Origin of the sequence: Streptomyces sp. NPDC050509 (assembly GCF_044457965.1) — a bacterium.
Lineage (GTDB): Bacteria > Actinomycetota > Actinomycetes > Streptomycetales > Streptomycetaceae > Streptomyces.
Map to the genome: position 1 here is coordinate 482,701 of NZ_JBITHL010000004.1, position 14,999 is coordinate 497,699.

Below are 14,999 nucleotides of genomic sequence, written 5' to 3' on the forward strand. Positions count from 1 at the left end.
TACGGTCGGGGCGTGCCCGATGCGTCCGAGAATTCCGCTGCCAGCGCCGCTCCCACCCTCTTCACCTGGGAGTTCGCCACCGATCCTTACCCCGCGTACGCCTGGCTGCGCGAGCACGCGCCGGTGCACCGCACCGAGCTGCCCAGCGGGGTCGAGGCATGGCTCGTGACCCGGTACGGGGACGCCCGGCAGGCGCTCGCCGACGCGCGGCTCTCCAAGAACCCCGCGCACCACGCCGAGCCGGCGCACGCCCGGGGGAAGACGGGCATCCCGGGGGAGCGCAAGGCGGAGCTGATGACGCACCTCCTGAACATCGACCCGCCCGACCACACCCGGTTGCGGCGGCTGGTGTCCAAGGCGTTCACGCCCCGCCGCGTCGCCGAGTTCGCCCCGCGCGTACAGGAGCTGACCGACCGTCTGATCGACGGCTTCGCCGAGCGGGGCAGCGCGGACCTGATCCACGATTTCGCCTTCCCCCTGCCCATCTACGCGATCTGTGATCTGCTCGGGGTGCCGCCCGAGGACCAGGACGACTTCCGGGACTGGGCGGGCATGATGCTGCGACATTCAAAGCCGGGCCATACGGGCGGTCCGCGCGGCGGGGTCGCCCGCTCGGTGAAGAAGATGCGCGGCTATCTGGCCGAACTCATCCACCGTAAAAGAGAGAATCCGGGCGACGATCTGATCTCCGGTCTGATCCGGGCGAGCGATCACGGTGAGCATTTGACCGAGAATGAGGCCGCGGCGATGGCCTTTATCATTCTGTTCGCCGGTTTTGAGACCACGGTGAATCTCATCGGAAATGGCATGTACACGCTAATGCGAAATCCGGCCGAGCGTGAACGATTGCAAAGTTCGCTCGCGGCCGGTGAAACCGGGCTGCTGGAGACCGGGGTCGAGGAACTGCTCCGCCATGACGGACCCGTGGAGATGGCGACCTGGCGGTACGCCGTCGAGCCGCTGACCCTGGGCGGGCAGCGGATCGCGGCGGGCGACCCCGTGCTGGTCGTGCTGGCCGCCGCCGACCGCGACCCGGAGCGCTTCCCGGACCCCGACGTGCTCGACCTCGGGCGGCGTGACAATCAGCACCTCGGATACGGGCACGGCATCCACTACTGCCTGGGCGCGCCGCTCGCCCGCGTGGAGGGGCAGACCGCGCTCGCCACCCTGCTGACCCGCCTTCCCGACGTGCGGCTTGCGGAAGATCCTTCCGATTTGCGCTGGCGCGGCGGGCTCATCATGAGGGGGTTGCGCACACTTCCGGTGCAGTTCACGCCATTGTCCGGCCGGTAATTGCCTGACGGTTCGTCAATACTGTGACTTTCACGTGATCTCCGCTGCATCGACTTGTGACAAGCATTCGAGTACCGCTACGTTCACGACGACTCGGCAGCACCATGCCGGAGTTGAATTGACAGTCACACGGAAGGCAACCGCATGTCCCGGAACGGCCGACACCGTCGACCTCGTCAGGCCCCTGCTCTTCTCGTCGCCGCCGGGGTGGCCGGATCCGCGATCGCGATCCCGTTGCTCGGCGCCGGCGCCGCCAGCGCGGCGGACGGCTCCACCTGGGACCACGTGGCCGAGTGCGAGAGCGGCGGCACCTGGAGTGCCGACCTCGGCAACGGGTACTACGGCGGGCTCCAGATGTCCCAGGAGATCTGGGACGAGTTCGGGGGCGCGGACTACGCCGCGCGCCCCGACCTGGCCAGCCGCTCGCAGCAGATAGCCGTGGCCGAGAAGGTGTTCGAGGCCCAGGGGGCGCAGGCGTGGTCCAGTTGCGCCGGTGTCTCCGGGCTGACCAAGGCGGTCGGCGGCGCTGTCTCCGACGTCGTGGAAGGGGTGACGGGCGGGGGCGAGAGCGCCGACACGTCCGGAACCCCGTCGACCGACGCGTCCGGGAGTACGTCGCCGTCGGCTGACGGTACGACCGGCAAGGGCGCGGACAAGGGTACGGCGACGGAGCGGGACGGGGACGAGTACCCGGACGCCACCAGCCCGAGCCCCGGAGCCACCGGTTCCGCGACCGGCGAGGACGACGCCGACGACAAGGGCGGCACGTCCAAGGGCAAGCACCGCGGCCAGGCGGCCGACGAGAGCGCCACGCCGGGCGATGCGACGGAGGAGCGCGGGGCGGACAGCCGTGCGTCCCGCGGGGCCGCAGGGACGCGTGACGCCGGCAAGCTCACGGAGGGCGTGGAGCGCGAGGTCGAGCGGGTTGTCGACGCGGTCGGCGGCCACCTCTCCCTGTCGACCGGCGGACAGAAGGTCGTCGGCGGCTGGGTCTGAGGCGCCCGCGCCGGGGGCCGGGGGGCCGGGGGGCCGGGACCGACTGTTCCGGACCGGAACCGACGGCTCCGACCGGAACCGACGGCTCCGACCGGAACCGACGGCTCCGCCGACCGGAATCAAGGATTCCGGGACGGGATCGGCCGGTTCCGGGATCGGCGCGTACGGATCCGGCGGCCGGACGCGTACGGATCCCGCGGCCCGGAACGGACGGATCCGGAGCGGGCGCGGGCGAGTGCCGTTGAACGGCGCCCCGTTGACGCCTCCTCGGCCGCGTCCGTCCTGGCCGGCGCCTCCGATCTCCGGCCGGAACGCGGTGAGTTAGCGACCGTATGTCCCCTTCTGTGCAAGTGAGACAAGGGTCTCTTCACCGCAACTCGGGCTCTGTGTCTCGGCGGTTGGGCGAATTCGGTTCCCACCTGCGGAAACGTATTGTCCGTCGGAGGAGGTAAGGGCGTTTTTTCCGGGATGTTCCTCTTTGAACAACCGGCAGGCCTGTGATTACGGTCTGAACCGCTCGCACCGCGGGCCTCGTCGACCGTCACGCCGAATCCTGCCGTCGGTCGGGGGGAGTAATCGTCGCTTCAAGCGCCGAAGGCAGGAGCGGGGGACCCATAGGTTCGCGCCGGGCCCGGCCGTCGAGAGACGGGCGGTGACCGGCTTGGGGTGAAGCCGCGTGTGAGAGCACGCGGCCGGGCAACTCATTGGCCCGAACCCGACAGCTCACCTCGTAGGCGTCGGTGAGGAGATGTGTTCCATGCTGCTGCGTTCCAGCAAGGCCAAGCACCGTCGCCCGTCCAAGGCCGTCCGCTACGCGACGCTCGCCGGGATCACCGGTGCCGCCGTCGCGGCCCCCCTGCTCGGTGCCACCGCCGCCTCCGCCGCCACCGCCTCCGAGTGGGACCAGGTCGCCCAGTGCGAGTCCGGCGGCAACTGGTCGATCAACACCGGCAACGGCTTCTACGGCGGTCTGCAGTTCACGCCCTCCACCTGGGCCGCGTACGGCGGTACCTCCTACGCCCAGCGCGCCGACCAGGCCTCCAAGTCGCAGCAGATAGCCGTCGCCGAGAAGGTCCTCGCGGGCCAGGGCAAGGGCGCCTGGCCGAACTGCGGCGTGAACCTCTCCGGCGCCTCGTACGGCGGCGGCTCGACCGGCTCGGGCTCCGGTTCCGACTCCGGTTCCTCCAGCTCCAGCAACTCGGGCAGCTCCAGCAATTCCGGTAGCTCCAGCAATTCTGGTAGCTCCAGCAACTCCGGTACGCAGAAGTCCGCCCCGAGCCAGCAGGCGCAGCCGCAGCAGTCGAGCCGTGACGAGGCGCAGCCGGCCTCGCGCGGCCAGAGCCGTCCCGCCACGATCAAGAAGGGTGACGGCGAGTACAAGGTCAAGTCCGGCGACACCCTCTCCAAGATCGCCACCGCCCACAAGGTCAAGGGCGGCTGGGAGAAGATCTTCGACCTGAACAAGGACATCGTCCCCGACGCGGACGTCATCTACCCGGGTCAGCAGCTCCACCTGAGCTGATCCGTCCTCCCCGGCCCGGCGCGTCACCCCCGTACGCGCCGGGCCGGGGCCTTTTCGGGCACGGAACCGGGCCTCATGTCGCCCGGGAGGGTCCACGGCGGCGCCTTAGGGGCGGGCACCGGCTGGCCGATGACCCGGAGCCGGTTAGGCTCATGTCGCAAGGCCAAGAGACCCTGCACCCACGCGTCACATCCAGAAGGAGATGCTCGTGCCGTCCATCGACGTCGTCGTAGCCCGGGAAATCCTCGACTCCCGAGGTAACCCCACGGTCGAGGTCGAGGTCGGCCTCGACGACGGCAGCACGGGTCGTGCTGCTGTCCCCTCCGGTGCCTCCACCGGTGCGTTCGAGGCCGTCGAACTCCGCGACGGAGACGCCAACCGCTACCTGGGCAAGGGTGTCGAGAAGGCCGTCCTCGCCGTCATCGAGCAGATCGGCCCGGAGCTGGTCGGGTACGACGCCACCGAGCAGCGCCTCATCGACCAGGCGATGATCGACCTGGACGCGACCGAGAACAAGGGTTCGCTGGGCGCCAACGCCATCCTCGGTGTCTCGCTCGCCGTCGCGCACGCCGCCTCCGAGGCGTCCGACCTGCCGCTCTTCCGCTACCTGGGCGGCCCGAACGCGCACCTGCTGCCCGTTCCGATGATGAACATCCTGAACGGTGGCTCGCACGCCGATTCGAATGTCGACATCCAGGAATTCATGATCGCCCCGATCGGCGCGGAGTCCTTCTCCGAGGCGCTGCGCTGGGGCGCCGAGGTCTACCACACGCTCAAGAAGGTCCTGAAGCAGAAGGGCCTCTCCACCGGTCTGGGCGACGAGGGCGGCTTCGCGCCCAACCTGGAGTCCAACCGCGCCGCGCTCGACCTCATCCTCGAAGCGGTCAAGGAGGCCGGTTACGTCCCCGGCCGTGACATCGCGCTCGCGCTCGACGTCGCCGCGTCCGAGTTCTACAAGGACGGCTCGTACGAGTTCGAGGGCAAGTCGCGCTCGGCCGCCGAGATGACCGAGTACTACGAGGAGCTGGTCGCCGCCTACCCGCTCGTCTCCATCGAGGACCCGCTCTTCGAGGACGACTGGGCCGGCTGGAAGATCATCACCGACAAGCTGGGCGCCAAGGTCCAGATCGTCGGCGACGACCTCTTCGTCACCAACCCGGAGCGCCTCGCCCGGGGCATCGAGGAGGGCTCGGCCAACGCCCTGCTCGTCAAGGTCAACCAGATCGGCTCGCTGACCGAGACCCTGGACGCCGTCGAGCTGGCCCAGCGCAACGGCTTCAAGTGCATGATGTCCCACCGCTCCGGTGAGACCGAGGACGTCACGATCGCCGACCTCGCGGTGGCCGTGAACTGCGGTCAGATCAAGACCGGCGCCCCGGCCCGCTCGGACCGCGTCGCCAAGTACAACCAGCTTCTGCGCATCGAGGAGATCCTCGACGACGCGGCGGTGTACGCGGGCCGCAGCGCGTTCCCGCGCTTCCGCTCCGCGAACTAGTTGATCAGAGGGCGGGCGGCGCGTAACGCGTAGCCCGTCGCGGGCGGCGAACCGCCCGTCGTCCGTACGTCCCCGGCCGCGGTCCCGTACCGTGTCCGGGGACGTACGTACGTGACAGGGGAGGCGGGCCATGGCCGGGAACCGCGACCGGTTCTCCACCTCGACCAGACTGCGGCTGCTCGGCGAGCAGACCGCGGCCCGGGTCTACCGCTCGCAGAACCGCAGGCAGGACCGCCGGTCCCGGCTCACGGGACGGGCGGCCTTCCTCGCGCTGGTCGTCTGCACCCTGGTGGTGGCGCTCGCGTACCCGATGCGGGAGTACGTGTCGCAGCGGAACGAGATCGCCGACCAGGAGCGGCTGAGCCAGGAGGCCCAGCGGCAGGTGGAGGAGTTGCGCGACGAGAAGGCGCGGCTCCAGGACGACGCGTACATCGAGCGGCTGGCCCGCGAGCATCTGCACTACCTGCGGCCGGGGGAGACGGGTTTCACCGTCATCGACCCGGCGGAGGCGGAGGAGCGGCGCGCGGAACAGGGCGCGGCGGACCGGCCCTGGTACTCGAACGTCCTGGACGGCGTGGACGAGGCGGACCGCCCCGGCACCTAGCCCCCCGCCCCCGCACGCACGCACCGTATGACACGAATCCGCATGACATGAATCCGGAACGGCAGAACCAGGCAGGCATGAAGACGCCCCCTCCGCAGACCGTACGCACCGAGCCCACCGAGGCGGACGTCGCCGCTTTCAAGGAACAGCTCGGCCGCCCGCCGCGCGGGCTGCGCGCCATCGCGCACCGCTGCCCCTGCGGACAGCCGGACGTGGTCGAGACCGCCCCGCGGCTCCCCGACGGCACGCCCTTCCCGACGACGTACTACCTGACGTGCCCGCGCGCGGCCTCGGCCATCGGCACGCTGGAGGCGAACGGTGTCATGAAGGAGATGACCGAGCGCCTCGCGACCGACCCCGAGCTGGCCGCCGCGTACCGCGCGGCGCACGAGGACTACCTCGCGCGGCGCGACGCCATCGAGGTGCTGGAGGGCTTCCCCAGCGCGGGCGGCATGCCGGACCGGGTGAAGTGCCTGCACGTCCTGGTCGGCCACTCGCTGGCGGCCGGCCCCGGGGTGAACCCGCTGGGTGACGAGGCGTTGGCGATGCTCCCGGAGTGGTGGGCGAAGGGCCCGTGCGTCACGCCGTGCGGGTCCGGTCCTTCCGACGCGGGGGCGGGCGCGGCATGACCAGGGTCGCGGCCATCGACTGCGGTACGAACTCGATCCGCCTGCTCGTCGCCGACGTCCACCCGGAAACGGGCGAACTGGTCGATCTCGACCGGCGGATGACGATCGTACGGCTCGGCCAGGGCGTCGACCGGACGGGCCGGCTCGCGCCGGAGGCGCTGGAGCGTACCTTCGCCGCGTGCCGGGAGTACGCGGCGGTCATCGCGGAGCACGGCGCGGAGCGGATCCGCTTCGTGGCCACGTCCGCCTCGCGCGACGCCGAGAACCGCGACGACTTCGTGCGCGGGGTGCTGGACATCCTGGGCGTGGAGCCCGAGGTGATCACCGGCGACCAGGAGGCGGCGTTCTCCTTCACCGGCGCGACGAAGGAGCTGCCCGGGCAGGACAGCTTCCTCGTGGTGGACATCGGCGGCGGCTCCACCGAGTTCGTCGTCGGTGACGACCGGGTGCGGGCGGCGCGGTCGGTGGACATCGGCTGCGTACGGCTGACGGAGCGCCACCTCGTACGGGACGGCGGCGACGTCCTCGACCCGCCGACGCCCGCCGCGATCGCCGCGGTCCGTGCGGACATCGAGGCGGCGCTCGACCTCGCGGAACGGACCGTCCCGCTGCGCGAGCCCCGTACGCTGGTCGGCCTGGCCGGCTCGGTGACGACGGTGGCCGCGATCGCGCTGGGCCTGGAGACGTACGACTCCGCGGCGATCCACCGCTCCCGTGTCCCGTACGAGCGGGTCAAGGAGATCACCGACCGCCTGCTCGCCGCCACCCATGCGGAACGGGCCGCGATCCCCGTGATGCACCCGGGCCGGGTGGACGTCATCGGCGCGGGCTCTCTCGTCCTGCTCGCGATCATGGAACGGACCGGCGCCCAGGAGGTCGTCGTCAGCGAACACGACATCCTGGACGGGATCGCGTGGGACTGCGCGCTCGACGGGGCGTGACGGTACGGAAGTGAACGGGCCGCCCCGGGTCTTCGGACTCGGGGCGGCCGTGCCGTGCCGTGTACGCGGACTCATCCGTGTTCTGCGCGGAGACGTGAACCCCGTGGACACCCGGTGATCCACATGGAAACATTGCGCTCTCTTCGCCCGGGTTTACCGAGCGAATCGAGACGGGGGGAACAGTTGATTCCGAATAAGCGTGTCCGTATGCGTCGCCCGCTGCTGAGAGCGGGAATGGTCGCCGCGGCGACCGCGCTCGTCGGCACGATGCTGACCGGGGGAACGGCCTCCGCCGTACAGGCCGATCCGCCGATTTCGACGGGGGCCGTGTTCAATAATCCGCAGGGTTCCGCCGACGCGCAGAACGCGGTGAAGAACCACATCATCGGCGCCATCGACAATACCCAGAGCGGGCGGCTGATCCGTGCCGCGCTCTACGCCCTGAATGATCAGGACTACACGAACGCGCTGAAATCCGCCCATGCGCGCGGTGTCATGATCAGGGTCGTGCTCGACGCGAAATACGCGGACTCGGCGGCGGCCAGGAGCCTGGTCGCCGAGCTGGGGACGGATCGTACCGCCACCTCGTGGGTGCGGGTCTGTACGGCGGGTGGGGCGTGTATCTCCACCGGTCACAGCTCGATGATCAACCACAACAAGTTCTTCACCTTCTCCCGTATCGGCAGTGCGGGAGAGGCCGAGGACGTGGTGATCCAGACATCGGCCAACCAGACAAGTCTCAACACCGCGAAATACTGGAACAATGCCTATACCGTCGTCGGAAACACCGATCTCTATACGGCGTACGTGGGCTATTTCAATGACCTGGCCGCGATGAAGAAGAACGCCAACTACTTCACCAGCGGCAAGGTCGGCACGGAGAAGTACTACTTCTTCCCGCAGAGCACGGGCGACATCGTGGTGGGCCTTCTCGACAACGTTTCCTGCGCCGCCCGGAGCAAGGTGAGCGTGGCGGCCTTCGCGCTGCACCGGGACGAGGTCGCGGACAAGCTGAGGTCCATGGCCGCCCAGGGCTGCGTCATCCGGATCGTGTACGCGGAGAGCAACGACGCGTCCAAGCTCGCGGGCCGGGAGAACATCGACATCCGCCAACTCAACACGGCCGACGGCCACCTGGTGCACTCGAAGTACTTCCTGGTCGAAGGGACGTACGCGGGCCACGCCGACACCAAGTGGACCTTCACCGGCTCCCACAACCTGGACTACGCGTCGCTCCAGCGGAACGACGAGGCCCTGCTCCGTCTGGAGGGCGCCGCGCCGTACGACGCGTACAGCCGGAACTTCACGAACCTGCTGAACGCCGCCACCCGGGTCTGACGCCGGTACCCGGGACCGGCGCTGCCACCCGGGACCGACGCCGGTACCGCCCCGTCCGCGGCGCCCCCGGACCCTTCGCCGGAAACTTCGTGAACTTCTTCACAAGGAAAACGCTCCCGGTGGGCGCCGTACCCCGTCAGGAGGGTCCGCTGTCAGGAGTGCCGACCCTCCGAGCCCTTGTACCGGGTGGTTCGGGGTGCGGGGTGGCGGCGTGAATCGTATGGCCGGTTCGGTGCCCGGAGGGCGGCGGAATGGCCAGCTCACGAGGGGTGGACAACGTCTAAACACCCCGTCTGGTTCCCCTGGGTCGGCATGACCTGGATCACGTGAGCCGCGCAGTGTAACACAAGGGGGGTAACACCTTGTGAAGGGGCTCACGAGCACCCCCTCCGAGGGGGGTGGATACTCGATGGCATGAGCACCACGGAGCGTCCCAGGATCCTCGTTGTAGGCGGTGGGTACGTAGGCCTGTACGCAGCTCGTCGCATTCTGAAGAAGATGCGCTACGGGGAGGCGACCGTCACGGTCGTCGACCCTCGCTCGTACATGACGTACCAGCCCTTCCTCCCCGAAGCCGCCGCCGGCAGCATTTCGCCTCGGCATGTCGTCGTACCGCTGCGACGCGTGCTGCCCAAGGCTGAGGTGCTCACCGGCCGTGTCACCACCATTGACCAGGACCGCAAGGTCGCCACGGTCGCGCCGCTCGTCGGCGAGTCCTACGAGCTGCCCTTCGACTACCTCGTCATCGCGCTCGGCGCGGTCTCCCGTACCTTCCCGATCCCCGGCCTCGCCGAGCAGGGCATCGGTATGAAGGGCATCGAGGAGGCCATCGGCCTGCGCAACCACGTCCTCGAACAGCTCGACAAGGCTGACTCGACGACCGACGAGGAGGTCCGCCGCAAGGCGCTGACCTTCGTCTTCGTGGGCGGCGGCTTCGCCGGCGCGGAGACCGTCGGCGAGGTCGAGGACCTGGCGCGCGACGCGGCCAAGTACTACACGAACGTCAAGCGCGAGGACATGCGCTTCCTGCTCGTGGATGTCGCCGACAAGATCCTCCCCGAGGTCGGCCCGAAGCTGGGCGCCTGGGGCAAGGAGCACCTCGAAGGCCGCGGTGTCGAGGTCTACCTCAAGACCGGCATGGACTCCTGCGTCGACGGTCACGTCGTGCTCAACAACGGCCTTGAGGTCGACTCCAACACCATCGTGTGGACCGCCGGCGTCAAGCCGAACCCGGCGCTCGCCCGCTTCGGTCTGCCGCTCGGCCCCCGCGGCCACGTGGACACCAGCGAGAAGCTCCAGGTCCAGGGCACCGACTACATCTGGGCCGCCGGCGACAACGCCCAGGTCCCGGACCTCGTCGGCCGCAAGGCCGGCAACCCGAACGCCTGGTGCCCGCCCAACGCCCAGCACGCGCTGCGCCAGGCCAAGGTCCTCGGTGACAACGTCATCTCGGGCATGCGCGGCTTCCCGCAGGGCGACTACAGCCACGCCAACAAGGGTGCGGTCGCCGGTCTCGGGGTCCACAAGGGCGTCGCGATGATCGTCATGGGCAAGATGAAGATCAAGGTCAAGGGCCGGCTGGCCTGGTACATGCACCGTGGCTACCACGGCATGGCCATGCCGACCTGGAACCGCAAGATCCGGGTCTTCGCCGACTGGACGCTCGCGATGTTCCTCAAGCGCGAGGTCGTCTCGCTGGGCGCCATGGAGACGCCGCGCGAGGAGTTCTACGAGGCCGCGAAGCCGACCCCGGCGCCCGCCGCCGCGTCGGCCGCGCCCGCGGAGAAGGCCAAGGCCTCTTAAGCACGCGGTACTGAAAGGGCCGTCCGCCATCCGTGGTGCGGGCGGCCCTTCCGCATGCCCGGACCGCGCGCCCCGGAGTGCGCCGGTCGCTCTGACGGACCAGCAGGCCCGTTCTGGATCTTCGCGCCCTGAAGGGCAGGGAGGAGGCCGGGAGAGCGCTGGGAGGGCGCTGGGAAGGGGCCGGAAAGGGGCGGGGGGCGGGGCGGGGGAGAGCGCGGGCGCGGGTACGGGCCGAGGGCGCGGGGCCACACCCGGCCAAAGTCCGTGGTAGATGCAAGTATTTTGCCGTCTCATTGCCCGTCACAGGGACTGCATCCGTACCCGACCGGTGTTTACGTGGTGTTGAGCATGTCCGGTATCCACCACCACGGAGGTGTGCGCCATGGCCGACGCCGCGCTGCGGCTGACCACTCTTGCCGAAGAGTTGCTGGGGGCCCCGCTCCCGGTCCGTATCCGCGCCTGGGACGGCAGCGAATCGGGTCCTCCCGGCGCTCCCACTCTGATCATCCGTCATCGCCGCGCCCTGCGCCGTCTCCTCTGGAAGCCCGGTGAGCTGGGGCTCGCACGCGCCTGGGTCGCCGGGGAGATCGACGTGGACGGCGATCTGTACGCGCTCCTCGAACGTCTCGCCGGGCTCATCTGGGAGCGCGGCGCCGACCCCAAGGACAGGATCCACCCCGTACGCGACCCCCGGATGCGCGCCGCGGCCCGCGGGCTCGTGGGGATCGCGGGGCCCTGGCCGCCGCCCGCCCCGCCCGTCGAGGAGATCAGACGCAGGCACGGCGCCCTGCACACCAAGCGCCGCGACAAGGAGGCGATCAGCCACCACTACGACGTCGGCAACGACTTCTACGCACTGGTCCTCGGCCCGTCCATGGTCTACTCCTGCGCCTACTGGGACGCGGGCCCGGGCTTCACCCTCGAAGACGCGCAGCGCGACAAGCTCGACCTGATCTGCCGCAAGCTCGGCCTCCGGGAGGACGAGCGGCTCCTGGACGTCGGCTGCGGCTGGGGCTCCATGGCCATCCACGCGGCCCGCGAGTACGGCGCCCGGGTCACCGGGATCACGCTCTCCCGGGAGCAGGCCGCGTTCGCCCGCAAGCGCATCGCGGAGGAGGGGCTGACCGACCGTATCGAGATCCGCGTCCAGGACTACAGGGACGTCAGGGACGGCCCGTACGACGCGATCTCCTCCATCGGGATGGCCGAGCACGTGGGCTCGGTCCAGTACCGCGAGTACGCCGACGACCTGTACGGCCTGCTCAAGCCGGGCGGCCGGCTGCTGAACCACCAGATCGCCCGGCGCCCCGAGAAGGACGAGGGGCAGTACCACATCGACGACTTCATCGACTCGTACGTCTTCCCCGACGGCGAACTGGCGCCGCTCGGCCGCACCGTCTCCACCCTGGAGGAAGCGGGCTTCGAGGCCCGTGACGTCGAGTCGATCCGGGAGCACTACGCGCTGACCCTGCGCCGCTGGGTGGCCAACCTGGAGGAACACTGGGCGGAGGCGGTGCACGCGACCTCCGTGGGCCGCGCCCGCGTCTGGCGGCTCTACATGGCGGCGTCCGCGCTCTCCTTCGAGCGCAACCGGATCGGCGTCAACCAGATCCTGGCCGTCCGGCCCCCGGACGACGGCGCGTCCGGGATGCCGCTGCGGGCCCGCCGCTGGGGCGCCTGAGCAGACGAGAAGGGTCGGACCCCTGGAATCCGCCAGGGGCCCGACCCTTCCGTACGCCTGTCGCTGTACGTCGCCGTACGCCGTTCCGCCGGCCGCTACTCGGTCTTGATCGCCGTCAGCATGTTGAGCTTCGCCGCGCTGCGCGCCGGCCACAGCGACGCCAGGACGCCCACCAGCGCGGCCAGCGCCAGGAAGAGCGCGATCCTGTCCCACGGCATGAACAGCGCGTACCCGGGGATCGCGTTCATGATCGTCTGGCCGATCGCCCAGGCCAGGAAGGAGCCGAGGCAGATACCGACCACCGCGCCGAAGAGCGAGATCACCACGGCCTCCAGCCGGATCATCCGCTTCACCCTGCGCCGGTCCAGACCGATCGCCCGCAGCATGCCGATCTCCTGCTGCCGCTCGAAGACCGACATCGCCAGGGTGTTGATGACTCCGAGGACCGCGATGATCAGGGCCATCGCCAGCAGGCCGTACATGATGTTCAGCGCCGTGTTGATCATGCCGCTGGTCTGGTTCCTGATGTCCTGCTGGTCCATCACCGTGATCGCCGGGTTCTTGCCCAGGGCGTCCACGAGGGCCTGCTCATGGGCGCTGCTCGCGCCGCCGTCCGCCTTCACCCAGACCTCGCGGACGTGCTGCGTGGTCTCGTGCGGGTTGGCCAGGTCGGTCGAGACGAGCAGGGGGGAGAGGAACTCGATCCCCTTGTAGATCGCGCCGACCTTCAGGTTCTCGGTCTTGCCGTCGGCGAACTTCACCGGGACGGTGTCGCCGGTCTTCCAGCCGTTGGACTTCGCGGTGTCCTCGGCGACAGCGACCGCGTCGCCGGAGAGCGAGCTCAGCGAGCCGGAGACCGTGGTGAGGTTGAAGACCTTCTCGATGTCCCCGGGGGTGACCGCGGAGCCCGAGTGGTACTCGCCCTTGATCTCCAGGTCGACTGCCTGCTGCGGGGAGACCGCGCTGACGCCGGGCGCCTTCTCCAGCGCGCTCAGGGCGGTCGGGTCCAGCGGGCTGCTGTTGGCCATCATGACCATGTAGTCGGCCTTGATGTTGTCCGTGGTCACCTTGTCGATGGCCTGGCCGACCGTGACACCGAGCACCGTCAGAGCGGTGACCAGGGTGAGTCCGATGGCCAGAGCGGAGGCGGTCGCTCCGGTACGCCGCGGGTTCCGTACGGCGTTCTGGCTCGCCAGCTTGCCCGACACCCCGAAGGCCCGTACGAGCAGCGGCCGGACCAGCGCGATGACCGGCCGGGACAGCAGCGGGATCAGCACGATGACGCCGATCATCGTGACGAACGCGCCCGCGGCCAGGATGAACCGGCCGTCGGAGCCGATGTTCGCGCCCGCCAGGATCCCGCCCACGCCGAGCAGGGCGATGACGAGGCCGATGGAGTTGCGGACGACGAGGGACTTGGTGGTGGCCACGGCGTGCACGCTGTTCATCGCCGCCACCGGCGGGATCTTCGCGGCCCGGCGGGCGGGCAGCCAGGCGGCGAACACGGTGATCAGCACCCCGACGCCGAGTGCGGCACCGATCGCGACCGGGGAGATGATCAGCGGCCCGCCCGGGATCTTCGCGCCGAACGAGTCCATCAGGCCGCGCAGTCCGATCGCCAGGCCGAGCCCGAGGGCGAAGCCGATCACCGACGCGATGACCCCGACGATGGTCGCCTCGGCCAGCACCGAGCGCTTGACCTGCTTGCGGGAGGCGCCGACGGCGCGCAGCAGCGCCAGTTCCCTGGTGCGCTGGGCGACCAGCATGGTGAAGGTGTTGGAGATCAGGAAGATGCCGACGAACAGGGCGATGGCGGCGAAGGCCAGCAGCATCTGGTTGATGCCTTCGAGGCCCTTCTCGATGTCCTTCGCCTGCTGCTCGGCCAGCGCGTCGCCGGTGTCCGCCTCGGCGTTCTTCGGGAGGATCTTCTTGACCTGGGTGAGGAGCGCGGCGTCGGAGGCGCCGGACGCGGCGGTGACCGTGGCGTCCGAGTAGTAGCCGGGCTCCAGGTAGAGCTTCTGGGCGACCTTCGTGTCGAAGAGGACCAGGCTGCCGCCCGCGTTGACCGCGCCGTCCTTGGAGGTGAAGACACCGGAGAGGGTGTACACCTTCACCGGCCCGTTGGTGGCGACCCGTACGGCGTCGCCGACCTTGTACTCACCCTTGGTGGCGGTCGACTCGTCGAGGGCGATCTGGCCGGCCTCGCGGGGGCCGGAGCCGTCGGTGAAGGTGTACGCCGAGTCCTTGCCGTTCTCGCCGGGCGAGAAGTTGGAGCCGGTGTTCGACCAGCCGTCGCCGATCAGCTTGCCGTCGGGGTCGGCGACCCCGGCGAAGCCGTTGACGCGTCCGGTGACGGAGGCGACCCCGTCGAGCGCCTTGATCCGGTCCATGGCGGCCTCGCTGAGGCCCGGGCCCGACGCGCGTTCCTCCTTGTCGCTGCTCTCGCGGAGGTCGTAGGAGGTGACGGAGACGGCGACGTCCTTGTAGTTCTTCGCCGACTCGTTGCGGAAGGCGTTGCCTAGGGTGTCGGTGAAGACCAGGGTGCCGGAGACGAAGGCGACGCCGAGCATGACGGCGAGGACGGTCATCAGCAGCCTGGCCTTGTGCGAGAGCACAGTGCGCAGGGCGGTACGGAACATGGTGGGAGTCCTGGTGAAGGTGGGCCGGACGGGACGGGGACAGGGCGTACGGCGGGGA

At 69.6% G+C, this 14,999-nt stretch carries 11 protein-coding genes and 1 riboswitch; of the genes, 10 read left to right on the forward strand and 1 reads right to left on the reverse strand.

Translation table 11 applies throughout. The annotated features are described in order from the left end of the window. Positions 1–12: 12 nt before the first annotated feature. The 10 genes from ACIBJC_RS14555 (at position 13) to ACIBJC_RS14600 (ending at position 12,302) form a co-directional block, all read left to right on the forward strand. On the forward strand, positions 13–1,293 hold the full coding sequence (locus ACIBJC_RS14555) for a cytochrome P450 (RefSeq protein WP_399291991.1): 1,281 nt from the start codon (positions 13–15) through the stop codon (positions 1,291–1,293). Between the two features lie 207 nt (positions 1,294–1,500). After that, complete coding sequence (locus ACIBJC_RS14560; RefSeq protein ID WP_399291993.1) at positions 1,501–2,289, forward strand: transglycosylase family protein; 789 nt, start codon at positions 1,501–1,503, stop codon at positions 2,287–2,289. 579 nt (positions 2,290–2,868) lie between these two features. Continuing rightward, positions 2,869–3,041: riboswitch (cyclic di-AMP (ydaO/yuaA leader) on the forward strand. An 8-nt stretch (positions 3,042–3,049) separates the two neighbouring features. After that, positions 3,050–3,811: a transglycosylase family protein gene (locus ACIBJC_RS14565; RefSeq protein ID WP_399292354.1), complete on the forward strand. Its 762-nt coding sequence runs from the start codon at positions 3,050–3,052 to the stop codon at positions 3,809–3,811. A 202-nt stretch (positions 3,812–4,013) separates the two neighbouring features. Further along, positions 4,014–5,306 (forward strand): phosphopyruvate hydratase, encoded by a 1,293-nt coding sequence (eno, locus tag ACIBJC_RS14570; RefSeq protein WP_399291995.1) that lies wholly within the window; start codon positions 4,014–4,016, stop codon positions 5,304–5,306. A gap of 130 nt (positions 5,307–5,436) precedes the next feature. Beyond that, complete coding sequence (locus tag ACIBJC_RS14575) at positions 5,437–5,910, forward strand: septum formation initiator family protein (protein WP_329823436.1); 474 nt, start codon at positions 5,437–5,439, stop codon at positions 5,908–5,910. Positions 5,911–5,987: 77 nt separating this feature from the next. Next, the gene (locus ACIBJC_RS14580) at positions 5,988–6,539 is read left to right on the forward strand and encodes a DUF501 domain-containing protein (protein ID WP_399291997.1); all 552 of its coding nucleotides are present in this window, start codon (positions 5,988–5,990) and stop codon (positions 6,537–6,539) included. Next, positions 6,536–7,480, forward strand: coding sequence for an exopolyphosphatase (locus ACIBJC_RS14585; protein ID WP_399291999.1), 945 nt, complete (start codon positions 6,536–6,538; stop codon positions 7,478–7,480). Before ACIBJC_RS14580 ends, ACIBJC_RS14585 begins: the two co-directional genes overlap by 4 nt. Before the next feature lie 207 nt (positions 7,481–7,687). After that, on the forward strand, positions 7,688–8,818 hold the full coding sequence (locus tag ACIBJC_RS14590; protein WP_399292001.1) for a phosphatidylserine/phosphatidylglycerophosphate/cardiolipin synthase family protein: 1,131 nt from the start codon (positions 7,688–7,690) through the stop codon (positions 8,816–8,818). 414 nt (positions 8,819–9,232) lie between these two features. Beyond that, positions 9,233–10,621 (forward strand): NAD(P)/FAD-dependent oxidoreductase, encoded by a 1,389-nt coding sequence (locus ACIBJC_RS14595; RefSeq protein WP_329823444.1) that lies wholly within the window; start codon positions 9,233–9,235, stop codon positions 10,619–10,621. A 382-nt stretch (positions 10,622–11,003) separates the two neighbouring features. After that, positions 11,004–12,302: a class I SAM-dependent methyltransferase gene (locus ACIBJC_RS14600; protein ID WP_399292004.1), complete on the forward strand. Its 1,299-nt coding sequence runs from the start codon at positions 11,004–11,006 to the stop codon at positions 12,300–12,302. 95 nt (positions 12,303–12,397) lie between these two features. Here ACIBJC_RS14600 and ACIBJC_RS14605 read toward each other — a convergent pair whose 3' ends face one another. Continuing rightward, on the reverse strand, positions 12,398–14,941 hold the full coding sequence (locus ACIBJC_RS14605) for an ABC transporter permease (RefSeq protein ID WP_399292006.1): 2,544 nt from the start codon (positions 14,939–14,941) through the stop codon (positions 12,398–12,400). Positions 14,942–14,999 lie beyond the last annotated feature (58 nt).